Genomic DNA, 15,706 nt, shown 5'->3' with positions numbered 1-15,706 from the left:
TCATTTTTAACAACTAAGAAAATAGCGAAAGAAGGCAGTGGCCGGATAGTCACTACCTTCTTTCGCTTTTCTATACTTACTTGTTCAAATTATTAAACACTATAGTAAAATAAGCGGGATATTTAAGGAGAATTTTTTTATACTCATTTGAGTACTTATTTAGACTATCAATCAAAACATTTTTACGTTTGTTAGGAAAGCCTAATCTGTTTGAAAGATAACCAAGTTCTTGGGCAACAATACGGTCTGCAAACCCTAGTTCATAAAACATGATACTTTGTAGCGTGGGAAGACCGTACTTCAGCCTTTTTTGTAATATTCTTAATTCATCATGAACATTTTTATTTGAATCGTCTGGTAGATTTTCAATTATTTCTGCCACAGCCCCGACAAGGAGCATACCCTCGTATGAAAACGCATTTTCACATAACTCTACCACTTGTTCTATCTTAAAGTTGGTTTCTCGTACTTTACTTTTAAGTTTGACTTCTTTTGTGTTCAATAATTCATGTAAATCGGCAAATGATTTTCCTTGTAGCCAACCTATAACAATCTCAGGTAAAACGTCAGAAGGATTAACTTTTATAAAAGTGAGATTATTAATATTTTTTGATAATAATGACCACATTGTATAAATAATTTCATCTATACTACTACACTTTTTTAGTATTTCTAAATTTTGAAGAGTCCAAGTTTCAATTTCTATAGAATTCTTTACTCCATATAACATCTTTCCAAATAACTTTTTTTTCGAATTTTCAGGAACGTTTATTGAAATGTGATTTGAAATTATTAAAAACAGGGTCAGAATTTTTTCTTTTACTTCATCATTTGCCAAAGAATAAGCCAATGTTTCTTTAGCAAGTTCAATTATTTCATGCTCATTCATTTCACTTTCTTCCCAATTCGTCATCAAATAGCTTTCTATTCCTGTAATTGTATTTATTTTAAAATACATCTGCCTACTAAGGTTTTCTATAGAGAACCCTTCCTTGTTATTTGCGATTTCCTCGAGTCCACTGAAAATTTGAGAGGGGTTCTGAAAGTAAGTTACAATAATTTTTTCAAAATCGATTTCATGAATCACCTTTTTATTATCACTCAGAAGTGGATCAAAAATTGTTAATATTGAACTTCCACAAGGTTCCGACTCTTCGATGGTCAAGAGCTTCTTGACTTCTTCCCAACGCCATTTTTCATTTCTTACAGTTCGTTTGTCATAGATAGCAGGGTTTGAAAAAATAATACTTCCTTCAGTATGCATACCTGAACGTCCAACACGACCCATTAAATTATGGAAATCACGTACTTTAATCCTTTCGCTTCCTTGTTGAAGAGTTGCAACAATGAGGTACCTGATTGGGAGGTTAACCCCTTGAGTTAGAGTAGAGGTACAAATCACAAATTTAGCTAAATTTTCCGACATAGCATGTTCTATAGCGATTCTAATACCATGCGGAATGCTTCCGTGGTGTGTAAAAATCCCTATTGAAGCACATTTAGTTATGGATTCGTTCAAACCAAGATGGCAAGTATGTAAATAATGTAGTTTATTCACTTCTTCTTTATCGGAAAAATCAATAGGGTGTTTTAAAATTAGTCCACGATTATATGCATCTATAATTTTAGTGGCTAGACTCGAGGCTGTAGTTTTCTTCCCGCAAAAAATTGCAATACTTCCTTTGGGCACAAGTTTCAAACCCAAATATAAAGCAATAGAATTGCTGTCACTTTTTTCAGGAAAAACACGTTCTTTAGTTTCTTTGCCTTTTAAGTTAAGTTGCTGTCCTTCTATGATTCTAGGGAGAAAGAATTCATTTTCTTCAGGATTATCCGTGTTTACAAATTCAAGTCTACCTAGGCGATCAAGCCAGCTTGCAAAGGCTACAGTACGATAAGTTGGAGAAAGATTTGATCCAGGAATAGTTTTATTATTGTCTCCATTTAGCCAAATTCCTACTTCTTCTGCGTTACTAATTACTGCTGATATCAATATTTGTTGTGTATCTTTTGAAATCATTTTTTTTAGTGAAGCTAAAAGTAATTCATAATTAATACCTCTGGTACCATTGTCAAATTGATGGCCTTCATCATAAATCAATAAATCTATCCTTTTAGATAATTGAGGAATATTTCGAAGTATATATAAAAGTTTTTCTGGGGTAACGACCATTATTTGTTCATTACGAAATATTGAAGAGATATCAAAGTCTATTTGAAGGTTATCAGATAACTCGTTTATGTGAATATTATCATCTTTAAAAGCATTGTTGAGCGTATTACATATCTCATGACATAGAGCTTTAAAGGGCGCAATTATTACAGCTAAAGACGTTCTCTGTTTTAGGAAGCGGCTTCGAATGATAATTTCTACTGCTTTCGTCTTCCCTGCGCTCGTAGGAAATTGAATGACGGCAGACTGTCCTTTAAAAACATTATTCTCACCTAATAAATGTTGAGCAGGCCATAATTCTGATATGAATTCTTTCTTTTTTAGAATAGGTCCCCATTCATCTAATGAGATTCCGGAATAATAAGGTAAACATTTCCAAGTGGAATTATTTATCTTTTTTTTAGTTACAGCACTAATGATATCAGCAAAAAGTAATTCTCTAGACGTTCCCATACTATAAGCTTTTTTACGAAGAGAGTCTAACAAGTTATAAATTTCATTTTCATGATTTCCTGAATCAAAAAAGATTTGCAGCAAAGTTGAAATTTTTATAATTTCTCCATAAATTCCCTCTAGAGTATTTAATTGAACAGAAAAGTCTCCATTAAGGAGCCAACTTAACAAAATGTCTAACTCAGAAGCATCTAGGTCTAAGGTTGTCTTATCAATATGACTTGCTAAAACTTTTGAACTTCCTGGTAACTCACATAAGTAATAAGAAGCTGAACCTAGTAGTAAAAGATAATTATTAAGTTCTTCAGAGAGGTGGGTATTTAAATAGGAATCAAAAAAATGGGCAGAAAACTGAAGATTTAGACGTAATTCGTTTAGATACTCGTCATTAGGACTTTCAGAATTATAATGAGCAGCAATCTCTCCTAATATGCCTATAGTTATCGAAAATAATGCTGCTGGATCATTAACGATATCAATGTGATACTTTTCTTCAACATCATACTCGTATAATTTTGCTTTGGAGCGAGTAACCCCTAACATTTTTTTTGACATTTGATCAGGCTTCATCTGCAGCTCTCCTATACAACTCATGAACTAAGGCCATCATATTTTCGCCGTGAATAACAATTAGCTTCAAGTTTTTGTGATTTGGATGGTGCTCAACCGAACTCTGAGATATTAGATCAGAATCAAATAAATGTGAAGAAAATAAAGCTGCAGCTCCAGAAATCTCTTTAAATGGACGGTCGACTGGATTTTGAAACCGATTTATTCGTTTTGATTCTTCAAAACTCTTTTTATCAAACAAATGCTGTTTAATAGCATTAAGAGATTCAGCTCTCCTTATTTCATCTTTTATTGAATCGTTTATTGCATCTTGTAGTCTCGGATTTGCTTTTTTTTGAGAAATAGAAAATTGAGCTTTAGCTTCAAAAATTGCAAGGGTATCCTCGGGCGTATCTTTTTTGGGATTAACAATTTTAAAGGCTAACGTATCACAGCCTTTAGAAGATTCATTCCTCACTACTTTAGAGCCATATCTAGTACGTGGCACCCAATAACCTAATATGTATTCTAAATAATCACTAACGAGTATTTCACTAAAGTCTCCAGAGCGTATACTTGGTCCTGGAGAAATAGATATATCTGGAAACTTTATTTTATTTAAGTAATCTGCTCTTGAATATCCGTAGCCTTCTCGTAAAAAGTCAATTTCTTCATCTAAACAATAATGTGTTCGGAAATGCTTTGCCCAACTTGATAAAATTACATCGTCAAGAGCATAATCTAAAACCCAAATTTCAATATTATTTCCATCAGGTGTTGATATGTTATTACCCGAATTTACAAACCATTTCATGTGGGGTGGCGAAGTCAATGTCATTGATAATCATCCTTTATACATATGTGAAAACTCTATTTCATTAATTGTATCAAATTATTTTGATGGATGGGAGATATTACAAACACATAGAGATTTGCAAGAGCTATATGGCTTTATTTCTATAATTAACTAATTTTGATACTGGGAAAATTATGCAAAGCGGTAAATTCAAAAGTGCCCGGAAATCCTTTTGTTGGTTGTTTGCGGGTTGGGAGGAGAGTAATAAAAGCTTGCTGTGTTTAGATGATTCAGAAGAAGTATTATGCTTTAGATGGATTGATAGGATTGCGAAAAAGATGGCTGACGGAGAATTAACTCAGCGCTTCTCACCGAGACGAAAACGGGGCAACAGGATCGAACTGAATAAAGAACGCGTTCGTCGATTGTAGCGACTTGATTTGATTGATGACCGTGGATTACGTGTTCTGTCCGATCATGGACTTTCCTGAATTGTATCGCCGTATTCGGATTGATACGATTCAAAGTGTCCGCGAAGAACGAGAGACGTATTTGAGACCACTCGATAAACTGATTGAGAAAACGAAAGCATATGAGATGTACGGGCAATGGAATGATGATGGACGCTTAAGCGAGTAATGGAAAAGGGTGCCGCCTTTAAAGTCAAGGCGACAACCGGTTTCAATCAATCCGTCTGTTTTCGGTTATACATCACTACACTTCCAACGAACATGACAAGTGCCCAGGCAGACAGAATCACAAGTTCCACCCATGTAGAGCCGAGTCCAGCATCCACCTCGATTTGGTGCGCGAGGTCGATTAAGACGATGTTCGGCAAGTACTCGAGTAGACCGATAAGGGAGAAGCGGTCCTTGTATACCAAAAGCATCGGCGAGAACTTGAAGAAGAAAAAAGCTGGCATGACGATGAGCGAGGCTTCCATAACCGTCTTCGTCATCAATCCGAGTGAGATGACGAGCAGGTTCGCAGGGCTGCAACCCATGATAAAGGCGCACGCTGCAATCAAAACGAGTGTTGTTATGAACGTGAGCGCGCTCTTTCCGAGTAAAATGTCGAGCGTATTTGCCGGCGACAACATTAGCCCACGAAGCGTGTTCTTTTCTTTCTCCTCGGCAATCAAAGCACAGTGGACGAACGTCTCAACGAGGCTGATCGAGATATTGATGACGAAGTATGTCACGTCGATACTTTCTCCGCCGAACTATGAATAAAAGATAGCGAATAACAGCGGCATGATCAACGTCGAGGAGACGAGACGAATACGTTGCGCGACAAGTCTTTATAGCCTTTCTGGAAAATAACGAGTGCCCGTTTAATTGAAAATGTCATGATAATTTCTTTTACGTCACTTCAATAAAAACATCCTAAAGCTTTGTCCCCGTCTTTTCTTTGCTCAAATTCAGCCGTTTCCACCCTTATAACACTCCACATAAATCTTCCTAGAGAATCTCTATCTCATAAGTAAACTTCTCATTTGAACCCTATCCGTTATTTTATCTACCTAATATTAGGAAATCCGTTATAGTAGATGCAAGAATTGAACAACGGGGAAGGATGAGGGAAAGATGAACCAATATTATTTAACAGAATGGCGAGCGTTAACGAAAGCAACGGAAGTGACACTCCATCTCTATACCGTACCGCTCAAAGATCCATCATCACGAAATACGCAGGGTGGGAAGTTGATTTTTCACTTGAATAAATTGAACAATTTTCAACCAATGGTGTTTTTCGATCAGTACATTGCTTCATTTGAGGAAATCAAACAATGGGGAGACGAGACGTTTCTTCAATATGAGGCGCGTCCAATCAGTCCTTCACGGAATGTCGAGCGAACATTACTTGAACGTCTGTTGAAAAAACAGTTGGAGCGATTGGCTCATCCAAATTACATGATGAACCGAGGCAAGTTTCGCTCGAAACAGGCGCATCCACAGTCGACAAGTGGGCTCATCATCTATCCGGCATTAGATCTCAATGTGAATGTATCTGAGACGGCTGAAATTGTATTCGGATTCGATTTGACTCATCAATTTGAATACCGTGAAAACTTATTGCAGCAGATCAAGCGTGATCCGAAATCCGTATCTGCAGGGATACGTGTCATCGATTCGACTCACCCGAAGTCGTATGAGTACGAATTTGTAGAGGTCGCGCCATACCGAGCAAATGAAGTGAGCCCGATTATGAAGTGTTCGATTATTGATTATTTCGCAAAGAAAGACCCGAAACGTATAATCACGCCAGATACGCTCGTCGTTCATGTTAAAGATCGAAACAATCAGATTCTTCCATACCTACCTGAGCAACTAAAACAAAGTTGTTCCTTTGAGACAATTCCAGCTAGACATCTCGGTGCAGTCAATCGGATCATCAAACTGTCGCCTGACGCACGCATGTCGAAACTTATGCCGGAAGCGCTTGCGTTAATTGGTCGTCTCCCAATGCTTCAGTTTGAGCGACAAGATGTACGAGCAGCTCGTCTTGGTTACTCAATTCAAACGTTGCCTTCGCCACGTCTCCGATTCGGTAAAGGGAGGACCACTAGTTATGCAAAAACTGGCTTAAAGCAAGGTGGTGTGTTTGAAACAGGAGAGGCGACCGTCAGTTTCTTTGTCGACCCGAAATTACGAGATCATCAAAAACTGCAAGTCCTAGAGTTTATCAATAAACTAAAAACTACCTCTGAGCGCTTTGGGGTGACTCTCAATGTCTCGCATAAACCAAAAGGATTGAGTCAGAAACTACCTTCTGATTTCTTGCAGACAGAAGATATTCTATACCAACTGAAGAGTATCCCTCAACACTTTGAGGGTGTCGTCGTTGTCATTGCCGAGGAAGCATCGCTCCAACATTCATATCAAGCCATCAAACGACAATTTGGCGGGAAACAGGATGTGGTGACGCAATGCGTCGAGTTACATGACCGTGTATTGAATTCTGAGGACACGCTATACAACATTCTACTGGGGATTTACGTGAAGGCAGGTCTACAACCTTGGATTCTTGGTGAGCCACTCCATTCGGATTGTTTTGTCGGATTAGACGTAAGTCATGAGAATGGTAAACATGCAGCAGGCATCATTCAAATCATTGGGAAAGACGGGGCGATGATCAAGCAGAAAGCACTCTCGACAAGTGAAGCGGGGGAGAAAATCAGTTCCGAGACGATGCGAGAAATTGTCTATGATACACTTCATGCGTTTGAAGAACAGTACGGACATGCCCCGAAGCATATTACGTTCCATCGAGATGGATTTGGGCGTGAAGATTTGACTCTTATTGATTCAATTCTATCTCCGCGTGAAATTCAATTCGACTACGTGGAAATTTTGAAGAATATCAATCGACGGATGGCGATTCATGAAGATGAGTGGAAAACTTCACAGGGACTCAGTTATACAAAAGAGCGCATGGGCTATCTCCTCTCGACGAATCCTCATGCGCGTGTCGGGATGGCAAAACCACTCAAAGTCGTACAACAAACAACGACCTTGCCGTTTGAAGCCATTTTGACGGATGTCTATCGCTTATCGTTCATGCACGTCCACTCGCTATTGAAAACAAGACTGCCAATCACAACGCATTATGCAGATTTAAGTTCGACGTTCCATAACCGTGGCTTGCTCAATGCGAATACAGAACATGAAGAGGCATTGCCGTTTGTATAACATGTAAAGTTGAAAGTTGTCATATCGTTATTATCAGTATTCCTGTTTGTCGAATATTGGGTATCATATCATTGAACTGAGATTACACTAGGAGGTAGAGTGATGAGTGAAAAAGGAGAAATTGTTCAATCTGCAAAACAGCTTATGGGAGATGAACATGAGATGAATGACATCCCTTTTCAACAATACGAAATGATATTGAAGCATACTCCAGACGTCATAAATGCCGTTAGCAACATGGGAGGAGTTGGCTCAAAATCGCAAGATAAAGTGTACGGTACAATTGATAAAGCGATTGAGGTCTTTGCTGAGCAACTTAAAGAAGACAACCTATCGGATGAAAATAGAGACAAACTCAATGATCGTATTGAACGCATGGTAGATAAGTCATTTCAAAAAGATTCGGAGTTCAAGAAATGGATGGGGGCATCGATTGTAGCAGGAGTCAGTGGTGCCGCATTAGCATTAGCAAAAAATCCAGAAGTGAGAAAAACACTTACTAATTTGCTGACGAAAAAAGACTGAGCGTCGTAAGTCTGATTGGTGTACGAAGTATATAAGAAAAGAAAGAGCGACGAGTTAATTCGTCGCTCTTTCTAATTTGCACAAATGTTCATTTAGTTGTACATTTGTGCAAAGGGGTGTGACTGAATGTCAGAAGAACTGAAGAGACTTTACGAAGTAGCGCACTTGTATTACGAACAGAATCAAACACAACACCAGATTGCGGAGACACTCGATGTCAATCGGGCCACGGTTAGTCGCATGTTAAAACGCATTCGGGAATTAGGGATTGTGAAGTTCCAAATCGATTATGATCGCTTTCAATCAATTGACGTGGCAGCTCAACTAAAAGAGCAGTTCGGTCTAAAACATGTCATCCTTGTACCTGAAAAGTCAGGACAACGCGAAGAGACGTTACAGCGTATGGGGGAAGCGTGCGCAACATACGTCGAGTCGATGGTAACCGAGGACGATGTGATCGGCTTTTCTTGGGGGACAGCACTCGCTGCCGTTGTGGAAGCACTCACGCCAAAAGAAGCATATTCGAGTATCCAATGTGTGCCACTCATCGGTGGGCCGGACGGAAAGCTCGAAAGTCGTTTTCATGCGAACACGTTAGCGTATGACGCCTCAAGAAAATGGCGTGGACGTTCTAAATTAATCGATGTTCCTGCTATTTTACCGAATGCCGCCATCAAACAAGCATTGACGCAGTCAACATATGCTCAGGAAGTCGTGGAGCTGTGGGGGCAGATGAACATCGCCCTCTTTGGGATTGGTTCGGCCCAACTGAATCAGGAATCCAACTGGTTGGCCTTCTATGGTCAAACGTTTACCGAGGAAATGAACGAACTCCAAATCATCGGAGATCTTTGCTCGCACTTTTATAATCAAAACGGAAAGATCATGACCACTTCGTTATCGGATCGAACAGTCCATATTGAGCATCAACAACTCGCAAAGGTGCCACTTAAAATCGGGGTGGCCTATGGAATTGAGAAAGTAGAGGCGATTCGAGTCGCAGCCGAGCATCAGCTAATTGATGTCATCGTGACAACTGATCGTACGGCACAACAACTGTTACAGGGGGAATGAACAGATGGATGTGAAAGAGAAGTGTGCGGCAGCCGCGCTCCCTTGGATTGAATCGGGGATGACAATCGGTCTTGGGGGCGGCAGTACGATTCAACACCTCATCAATATGATTCATGCGAGTGAACTGGACGTGACAATCGTGACACCTTCTTTTGTCACACGACGTGCTTGTCTTGAAAAAGAGCTTCGGGTTATCGAGACGGGGGATGTCTCGCTGATCGACCTTGCCTTTGACGGTTGTGACCAAGTCGATGCTCGACACCACGCATTAAAAAGCGGAGGCGGGATTCATACGGAAGAAAAACTCATTGCAACCATGGCGACGCGATACGTATTACTAGTGGATGACTCTAAATTTGTTGAACGATTGACGTTTGATCATCCGGTTGTCTTGGAAGTTCTTCCGCAAGCATTCACCTATGTGAGCGAGAAAGTCCGAAAGCTCCCATGGGTGGAATCTCTACAAGTTCGTCAAAGTTTGAACAGTGATGGGGCTTTGGTGACGATGAACGGAAACCGATTACTCGATGTGGTCGTCCACCCGTCTGAAGATCCAATTGAGGTGAACCACCAGTTATCTCAAGTACGTGGCGTGGTTGATACGTCCTTGTTCACAGATGTCGTCACGCACGTCATCGTCGCATCGCATCATGATACAGTCGTCTATTCAACAGAAGCGGGGGAAGTGAAATGAAGCAATGGGGAATCATTGGACCAGGTACGATTGCGACAGAATTCGCTCAAGCACTCGAGCAATCAGATGGCATTGCCTACGGGGTGTGGGGACGAGATGTTGAAAAAGCCGAACAATTTGCGAAAAAATATGGTGTGAGACATGTATACCAAACATTAGATGAGATGTTGTCGTCACCTGACATCGACATCGTCTATGTGGCGACGCCTCATCACCTCCATTATTCGATGATGGAACAAGCCATCGTACATGGAAAGCATGTCCTTTGCGAAAAAGCTATCACACTAAACAGTGAAGAGCTCGAGAACATTCAACGTCTGGCTGATGATCAAGGAGTGGTTGTGCTCGAAGCGATGACGATTTATCATATGCCGCTCTTTGAAGAGTTGAGACGGCGTGTGCAGGCAGGTGCAATCGGACGAGTCAATATGATTCATGTGACGTTCGGCAGTTATAAAGAAGATGATCCGTCCAACCGTTTCTTCAATCCGGAATTGGCTGGGGGTGCGATGCTCGATATCGGAACGTACGCTTTATCGTTCGCTAGACATTTCCTAGATGAAGAAGTAGTGGAAGTGTTGACGACGATGAAACCATATAAGACCGGGGTTGATGAACAATCGAGTATAATCCTTCGTACAGGTTCTGATCAAATGGTGAACATTACCCTTGCGATGCGTACGAAGTTACCGAAGCAAGGAGTAGTCGCCGGAGAAGAGGGGTACATTACCGTCAATGCGTTTCCTCGTGCGACGGAGGCAACCATCACGTACACGAAAGATGGCTCGGCCGAGACCGTTCAGCTTGGGGAGACGGAGCAGGCATTACGCTATGAAATCGACGCGATGCATCGTGTCATTTCTGGTGAAGCTGACGAGACGCGACTTTATTCACGGGATGTCATGACGTGGATGGATCGGATCCGTCAACAATGGAAGGGGACTCATCATGAACAGAGGAATTGATCACATTGGAATGACGGTGCCTTCTATTGAGAAGGCGACTACTTTTTTGAAAGATGCGTTCGACGCTGAGATTTGCTATGACGTGCAACGTCCAGAAGATGAACCGATGGAAGGGAAAGAGGCAGAGCAGCAACTGGACTTACCAGACGGACAACAAATCATCCACATGCGACTGCTTCAAATCAAATCAGGACCGTCGATTGAACTATTTCAAGTCGCCCATGTGAAAGGAACCGAACCGACTGGAATCTCATCGTACGGTTTACATCATTTCGCGATTTATGTGGATGATATGCAGGAGGCGGCTCAGCGCTTTGAACGTGCGGGTGGACAGTTGTTATCGAAACCACACCCGTTAGCCGGCGTCGAAGACAATGGGGATAACCAAGGTGTATACGGGAAGGCGCCGTGGGGATCGCTCATCGAGCTGATTGCCTATCCGGATGGAATTGATTACCCTGCGTCGAGTGAACAGGAGCGTTGGACACCGGCGGAACATAAATGAGTATATACGAAAAGAATCGCCCTTTCTCAGGCGATTCTTTTTTCAGTCCGTCTGTTTCCGGTTATACATCACGACGCTACCGACGAATGCAGCAAGCGCCCACGCCGTAAGCAACCCGAGCTCTAGCCCGACGGCACCGAAGTTCGCACCGTCGTCCACTTGATGAGCTACATCAATCAAGAGCACGTTCGGTAAATACTCAAGCACTCCGATGATGGCGAAACGATCTTGTAGTGGTAACAACATCGGTGAGAACGAGAAGAAAAAGAACGGCAACATGACAATCAATGAAGCTTCCATGACCGTCTTCGTCATCAAGCCGAACATCGTTCCGATTCCGATATAAAAGAATGTTGAAACGATGAGCGCGAGGGCGATCACAGCCAGATTTTGTGGAGCATAATCCATCAAAAATGACGAGGCTACGATGAGGATCATCGTCGTCACGAATGTGAGAGCGCTCTTTCCGAGCAAGATGTCGAGCGTGCTCGCTGGGGACAACATGAGCCCGCGAAGCGTGTTCTTCTCTTTCTCTTCGGCAATCAATGCACACTGCACAAAGATAGCGACGAGGCTGAACGTGATGTTGATGACGAAGTACGTGATGTCGACGCCACCGTCACCGATTCGCGAATAGAAGACAGCGAAGAAGAGAGGCATGATCAAGGTCGACGAGACGAACAAGTTTCGAGACAAATCTTTATAGTCTTTTTGGAAAATGGCGAGTGCGCGTTTCATTGAAAAAGTCATGATAATTTCCTCCCTGTCACTTCGATAAAGATGTCGCCGAGTGTCGGCTCATTGGAGTGAATCGATGCGATATTTTTAGCACGCATCTGTTTATGGAGCCAGTCCGCGCCTTCGTCGGTTTGCGTCACTTCATGCGTCTGACCGTTGTTCAATTCAACTCGCATCGATCCCGTCGCATATTTCCTGCGCAATACGTTCGGGGCATCGAGCAGTTGAATCGACCCTTGATGTAAGAAAGCGACACGGTCACACAGCTCTTCGGCTTCTTGCATGTCGTGGGTCGTTAAAAATATGGTCGTTCCGTTTGCCTTCAACCGTTCAATCCCTTTATAGATATGTCGAGAGTTGACCGGGTCGAGAGCCGAGGTCGGTTCATCTAGAAACAGGAGCTCTGGCTCATGAAGAAGGGAGCGTGCGAGCGTCACCCGTTGCAACATCCCTCTAGAGAGTTTGTCGATGCGCTTTTTCCGTTCCCCGCTAAGATTGACCATGTTCAATACCTCATCGATCCGAGTTTTTGGTTCATTATAGAGGTCACAATATAAGCTCAAGTTCTCTTCTATAGAAAGTCGTGTATAGAGACCGCTATTGTCCGTCAATACGCCGATGCGTTTGCGGTACTGTTCTTGTTTCAAGTCAGCGACCGGCACACCGAATACGGTAGCATCGCCAGCCGTCTGTGCGAGTTGTGACGTCAAAATTTTAATCGTTGTCGTCTTTCCTGAGCCACTCGGTCCCAAGAAGCCGAACACTTCCCCTTTTCCGACTGTAAACGTCACATCATGTAACGCTTCCTCGTTTCCAAACAATTTCTTCAACCCGTTCACTTGAATGATTGGTTCCATTCCCGTTCCTCCTTGTCGATGTCGTCTTGCTTGCCTCTATCGTATAAGGAATAAAGGAGGACCGCATTCAAATGGCGACAAACGGCGCTTATCATGAGTTGAACGAAGCGAATAGAAGTGTGAATGGAGACTATTTGAGCCCCATCATCGTCTTCAATTCTGCCATTTTTGTCTTGGATAACGGAATTGTCGTCTTCTCTGAATCATCCAAGACGAGACTGAAGCTATTTTTCGTATAGGTGATGACTTCGCGGACACGTTGTAAGTTTACGAGATATGACCGATGGCAACGGAAGAAACCGTACGGAGTCAAACGCGTCTCGAGCTCGTTCATCGTGAAGACGCTCGGGAACTGATCCGATTGACTATGTAGAATCGACTGTCCGTCCTGACTTTCGATGAAGTCGATTTCAGGAGGATCGAGTAAAATGATTTTTTCATTCACTTTCGTCGGGATTTTCTCGAAACGGACATGGATGACCTCAGATGAGATGTCTGTCTCATCCGCTTCTTCCGGTTCCACATCTAACAGGCGCAAGTGACGATGGTCAATCCGATAAATGGTCGATGTCATGAAGAGTGCACTCTCCATGTTGCTCGTCAACACGAGGACGGCTTTTTGTCTTGACGTCAATGTCTGTAACGCATCGCGTAAAAGATGGCGTGTCTCTTGGTCCACGTCTTGGTCAGGTTCTTCAAACACATACAGGTCACGATCCTGGAGAAGCAGCGCGGCGTACTGCGTGCGTCTGACAAGAGAGCGATTAAGACGGTGGAGGCGGTGCTTGCGGTAAGTCGTGAGTTGGAGTTGCTGCATCACCGAGTCGACCGAGTCAGTTGAATCATATAGGCGCTTGGTAAAGCGTAAATACTCCTCGATGGTGAGTCGCTCGTATAAACCGTCCCGTATGGAGAAGAGGGATAGTGTTGAAGGGTGGTCGATGTTCCCGGTATAAGTCGTGATTTCCTGACTGATGAGACCGAAGATGATTTCTCGGGAAATGAAGCCACAGTGGACAGCCGCTAACTCACCTGGTTGAATCGTAAATGAAATGTTTTCGAGAATGAGTGTGTCTTGTTGGCGCACCGAGACGTTTTGGAAAGTAAGCACCAAATCCCTCCCTTTTTAGTTGGAGTATAACATTTTACAGAGAAGGGCTTAAGAGGAAGATGATTACACATGAAAGTTACATCTTTTGGTAAAATAAGATACATGACGAATTAGTGAAGGGAGTGACTCATTTAATGGATAAGCAATTCGAAGAGATGCAGACACGCGTGTTCGAGTTAGAATCTCAAGTTGAAATGCTTCAATCCCTTCTACTTCGAGTGATTGAGCAAGATTCAATACTACATAATCAGTTAAAAACTGAATTAGAATATGTCTTATTAAAGCATGATTTACCAGTCGGAAAGAGACATGACGTTTCATTTTTTCTGATTCGTCTCGAAAAGGCGTATAAGTTTGAAAACAAAATACCAACGCTGATTTCATTTCATGAAGAATTGAAACAAGTGCTTGAATTAGAGGAGTTATCAGAAGAGATTTCCGTTCGATTGATTCAAGAGTATGTAAGACGTGGAGTTTTTACTGTGGGGAACATGATTAAATATGAAAAGTGAGGATGTGGAGTATATGAACGAAGTACAACGATTAATGGACGAGGTCATTAAATTCCGAGATGAGCGCGACTGGGCGTTCCATCATAACCCGAAAGACTTGGCGTTATCGTTATCACTTGAGGCGAGTGAGCTCCTTGAGGTATTCCAATGGGTGTCGAGTGAAGAAGCGCTTGAGACGAAAAAGATGGAGATGGAAGAGGAGCTTGCTGACGTGTTGATTTACGCATTGACGTTCGCTCACGCTGCTGGAATCGATGTCTCGAAAGCAATTGAAGACAAGCTCGAGAAAAACGCAGTGAAGTATCCGGTTTTGAATACAGAGGATTCACGATGAAATCGAATCACCGATTACTATTTTTCATGTATCTTGGAGCAGGTATATTGAGTTTGGCTCTCTTTCTTGCGATTCCTTTGTTCTACATAGAACGTTCGAACTGGATGAACGTCATGTTTCCGCTGTTGACGATCATCTGGTTTGCGAATGCGTTTGTACACTGGAAACAGATGAAACGAAAAGTCATGTCGTGAGGTGAGTGGATGAGTGAAACGAAACAACGCTTCAATCATATGTACGTATCTGCAAAACGCTCGACCCGTCTTGCAATTCAAGTAGGGCTCTTGATTGTCTTCAGTGGTGCTCTGTTTTACTGGAACGATGATCAACGGTTAGCTGAAATGACTTGGTTCATCATCTTATTTCCTGTCACGGCGTGTATCAAGCTTGTAACTCGGACGAATGTTCTTTTGACATTTAACAAAAGTGTACGATATCGACGGCTCGTCTGGTATGAGTGTGCGATAGGTTTTGGAATGATTGTACTATTTACATTATTGAGTATGATGATTTTGTTTAGAGAAGGGTACACTTCGGGATTGCTGTTGGCTTGTAGTCTCGTTTTATTTGGAATCGTTGCATCCTCGAATCTTGACCGCAAATTGAAGCAAGTCGATGCGTCTCATGTGACCCACCGATTATACAGTCGGGGGAAAGTCGGTCATTTTGATTGAAAGCACTCGAAACATATTGGAATAGAAGAAAGTCATGCGTCATTACTTGAACGA

General features: G+C 42.1%; 17 protein-coding genes. 11 read left to right on the top strand and 6 right to left on the bottom strand.

Translation table 11 applies throughout. From position 1 onward, the window contains the following. Nucleotides 1–76: 76 nt before the first annotated feature. Entirely contained in the window at nt 77–3,196 is a 3,120-nt protein-coding gene (locus tag KNO66_RS13600; RefSeq protein WP_214742986.1) for a DEAD/DEAH box helicase, read from the bottom strand. After that, on the bottom strand, nt 3,186–3,989 hold the full coding sequence (locus tag KNO66_RS13595) for a Hachiman antiphage defense system protein HamA (RefSeq protein ID WP_251128160.1): 804 nt from the start codon (nt 3,987–3,989) through the stop codon (nt 3,186–3,188). Before KNO66_RS13595 ends, KNO66_RS13600 begins: the two co-directional genes overlap by 11 nt. 429 nt (nt 3,990–4,418) lie before the next feature. Here KNO66_RS13595 and KNO66_RS13590 point away from each other — a divergent pair, with 429 nt between their 5' ends. Continuing rightward, a complete protein-coding gene (locus tag KNO66_RS13590; RefSeq protein WP_214742984.1) occupies nt 4,419–4,610 on the top strand; it encodes a hypothetical protein in 192 nt (63 codons plus the stop codon). Nucleotides 4,611–4,656: 46 nt separating this feature from the next. On the opposite strand, the gene KNO66_RS13585 is transcribed toward KNO66_RS13590, so the two are convergent. Then, nucleotides 4,657–5,172: an ABC transporter permease gene (locus tag KNO66_RS13585; protein ID WP_251128159.1), complete on the bottom strand. Its 516-nt coding sequence runs from the start codon at nt 5,170–5,172 to the stop codon at nt 4,657–4,659. A 385-nt stretch (nt 5,173–5,557) separates the two neighbouring features. Between KNO66_RS13585 and KNO66_RS13580 the strand changes: the two genes are divergently transcribed. From KNO66_RS13580 to KNO66_RS13555, 6 genes are all read left to right on the top strand, one after another. Then, entirely contained in the window at nt 5,558–7,663 is a 2,106-nt protein-coding gene (locus tag KNO66_RS13580) for a Piwi domain-containing protein (protein ID WP_214742983.1), read from the top strand. 102 nt (nt 7,664–7,765) lie between these two features. Further along, nucleotides 7,766–8,188, top strand: a complete 423-nt coding sequence (locus tag KNO66_RS13575) for a hypothetical protein (RefSeq protein WP_214742982.1) — start codon at nt 7,766–7,768, stop codon at nt 8,186–8,188. 126 nt (nt 8,189–8,314) lie between these two features. After that, nucleotides 8,315–9,262, top strand: a complete 948-nt coding sequence (locus KNO66_RS13570) for a sugar-binding transcriptional regulator (protein ID WP_214742981.1) — start codon at nt 8,315–8,317, stop codon at nt 9,260–9,262. A gap of 4 nt (nt 9,263–9,266) precedes the next feature. Then, nucleotides 9,267–9,956 (top strand): ribose 5-phosphate isomerase A, encoded by a 690-nt coding sequence (rpiA, locus tag KNO66_RS13565; protein WP_214742980.1) that lies wholly within the window; start codon nt 9,267–9,269, stop codon nt 9,954–9,956. Then, nucleotides 9,953–10,921, top strand: a complete 969-nt coding sequence (locus KNO66_RS13560; RefSeq protein WP_214742979.1) for a Gfo/Idh/MocA family protein — start codon at nt 9,953–9,955, stop codon at nt 10,919–10,921. The genes rpiA and KNO66_RS13560 overlap by 4 nt, the downstream gene beginning before the upstream one ends. Then, on the top strand, nt 10,905–11,426 hold the full coding sequence (locus tag KNO66_RS13555) for a VOC family protein (RefSeq protein ID WP_214742978.1): 522 nt from the start codon (nt 10,905–10,907) through the stop codon (nt 11,424–11,426). The genes KNO66_RS13560 and KNO66_RS13555 overlap by 17 nt, the downstream gene beginning before the upstream one ends. A 42-nt stretch (nt 11,427–11,468) precedes the next feature. On the opposite strand, the gene KNO66_RS13550 is transcribed toward KNO66_RS13555, so the two are convergent. The 3 genes from KNO66_RS13550 to KNO66_RS13540 all read right to left on the bottom strand — a co-directional run bounded on the left by KNO66_RS13550 (nt 11,469) and on the right by KNO66_RS13540 (nt 14,132). Beyond that, the gene (locus KNO66_RS13550) at nt 11,469–12,176 is read right to left on the bottom strand and encodes an ABC transporter permease (RefSeq protein WP_159563410.1); all 708 of its coding nucleotides are present in this window, start codon (nt 12,174–12,176) and stop codon (nt 11,469–11,471) included. Further along, nucleotides 12,173–13,021: an ABC transporter ATP-binding protein gene (locus KNO66_RS13545; protein ID WP_214742977.1), complete on the bottom strand. Its 849-nt coding sequence runs from the start codon at nt 13,019–13,021 to the stop codon at nt 12,173–12,175. The genes KNO66_RS13550 and KNO66_RS13545 overlap by 4 nt, the downstream gene beginning before the upstream one ends. A gap of 130 nt (nt 13,022–13,151) precedes the next feature. Beyond that, nucleotides 13,152–14,132 carry a LytTR family transcriptional regulator DNA-binding domain-containing protein gene (locus KNO66_RS13540; protein ID WP_214742976.1) on the bottom strand — a complete coding sequence of 327 codons (981 nt, stop codon included), beginning with the start codon at nt 14,130–14,132 and terminating at the stop codon, nt 13,152–13,154. Between the two features lie 134 nt (nt 14,133–14,266). Here KNO66_RS13540 and KNO66_RS13535 point away from each other — a divergent pair, with 134 nt between their 5' ends. The 4 genes from KNO66_RS13535 to KNO66_RS13520 are packed head-to-tail and all read left to right on the top strand — an operon-like array spanning nt 14,267 to nt 15,652. Then, nucleotides 14,267–14,644 carry a hypothetical protein gene (locus KNO66_RS13535; protein WP_214742975.1) on the top strand — a complete coding sequence of 126 codons (378 nt, stop codon included), beginning with the start codon at nt 14,267–14,269 and terminating at the stop codon, nt 14,642–14,644. 13 nt (nt 14,645–14,657) lie between these two features. Continuing rightward, nucleotides 14,658–14,978, top strand: a complete 321-nt coding sequence (locus KNO66_RS13530; protein WP_214742974.1) for a nucleotide pyrophosphohydrolase — start codon at nt 14,658–14,660, stop codon at nt 14,976–14,978. Beyond that, the gene (locus KNO66_RS13525; RefSeq protein ID WP_214742973.1) at nt 14,975–15,172 is read left to right on the top strand and encodes a hypothetical protein; all 198 of its coding nucleotides are present in this window, start codon (nt 14,975–14,977) and stop codon (nt 15,170–15,172) included. Before KNO66_RS13530 ends, KNO66_RS13525 begins: the two co-directional genes overlap by 4 nt. A 9-nt stretch (nt 15,173–15,181) precedes the next feature. Further along, complete coding sequence (locus KNO66_RS13520; protein ID WP_214742972.1) at nt 15,182–15,652, top strand: hypothetical protein; 471 nt, start codon at nt 15,182–15,184, stop codon at nt 15,650–15,652. Nucleotides 15,653–15,706 lie beyond the last annotated feature (54 nt).

Origin of the sequence: Exiguobacterium sp. s48, assembly GCF_018617395.1 — a bacterium.
Lineage (GTDB): Bacteria > Bacillota > Bacilli > Exiguobacteriales > Exiguobacteriaceae > Exiguobacterium.
Note: the sequence above shows the minus strand (reverse complement) of the source record. Positions and strands in the feature narration are given on the sequence as shown.

Excerpts from the sequence above, each read along its gene's own strand:
- KNO66_RS13600 (WP_214742986.1), bottom strand. The coding sequence starts at position 3,196 with ATGAAGCCTGATCAAATGTCAAAAAAAATGTTAGGGGTTACTCGCTCC.
- KNO66_RS13595 (WP_251128160.1), bottom strand. The coding sequence starts at position 3,989 with ATGAAATGGTTTGTAAATTCGGGTAATAACATATCAACACCTGATGGA.
- KNO66_RS13590 (WP_214742984.1), top strand. The coding sequence starts at position 4,419 with ATGACCGTGGATTACGTGTTCTGTCCGATCATGGACTTTCCTGAATTG.
- KNO66_RS13580 (WP_214742983.1), top strand. The coding sequence starts at position 5,558 with ATGAACCAATATTATTTAACAGAATGGCGAGCGTTAACGAAAGCAACG.
- KNO66_RS13575 (WP_214742982.1), top strand. The coding sequence starts at position 7,766 with ATGAGTGAAAAAGGAGAAATTGTTCAATCTGCAAAACAGCTTATGGGA.
- KNO66_RS13570 (WP_214742981.1), top strand. The coding sequence starts at position 8,315 with ATGTCAGAAGAACTGAAGAGACTTTACGAAGTAGCGCACTTGTATTAC.
- rpiA (WP_214742980.1), top strand. The coding sequence starts at position 9,267 with ATGGATGTGAAAGAGAAGTGTGCGGCAGCCGCGCTCCCTTGGATTGAA.
- KNO66_RS13560 (WP_214742979.1), top strand. The coding sequence starts at position 9,953 with ATGAAGCAATGGGGAATCATTGGACCAGGTACGATTGCGACAGAATTC.
- KNO66_RS13555 (WP_214742978.1), top strand. The coding sequence starts at position 10,905 with ATGAACAGAGGAATTGATCACATTGGAATGACGGTGCCTTCTATTGAG.
- KNO66_RS13550 (WP_159563410.1), bottom strand. The coding sequence starts at position 12,176 with ATGACTTTTTCAATGAAACGCGCACTCGCCATTTTCCAAAAAGACTAT.
- KNO66_RS13545 (WP_214742977.1), bottom strand. The coding sequence starts at position 13,021 with ATGGAACCAATCATTCAAGTGAACGGGTTGAAGAAATTGTTTGGAAAC.
- KNO66_RS13535 (WP_214742975.1), top strand. The coding sequence starts at position 14,267 with ATGGATAAGCAATTCGAAGAGATGCAGACACGCGTGTTCGAGTTAGAA.
- KNO66_RS13530 (WP_214742974.1), top strand. The coding sequence starts at position 14,658 with ATGAACGAAGTACAACGATTAATGGACGAGGTCATTAAATTCCGAGAT.
- KNO66_RS13525 (WP_214742973.1), top strand. The coding sequence starts at position 14,975 with ATGAAATCGAATCACCGATTACTATTTTTCATGTATCTTGGAGCAGGT.
- KNO66_RS13520 (WP_214742972.1), top strand. The coding sequence starts at position 15,182 with ATGAGTGAAACGAAACAACGCTTCAATCATATGTACGTATCTGCAAAA.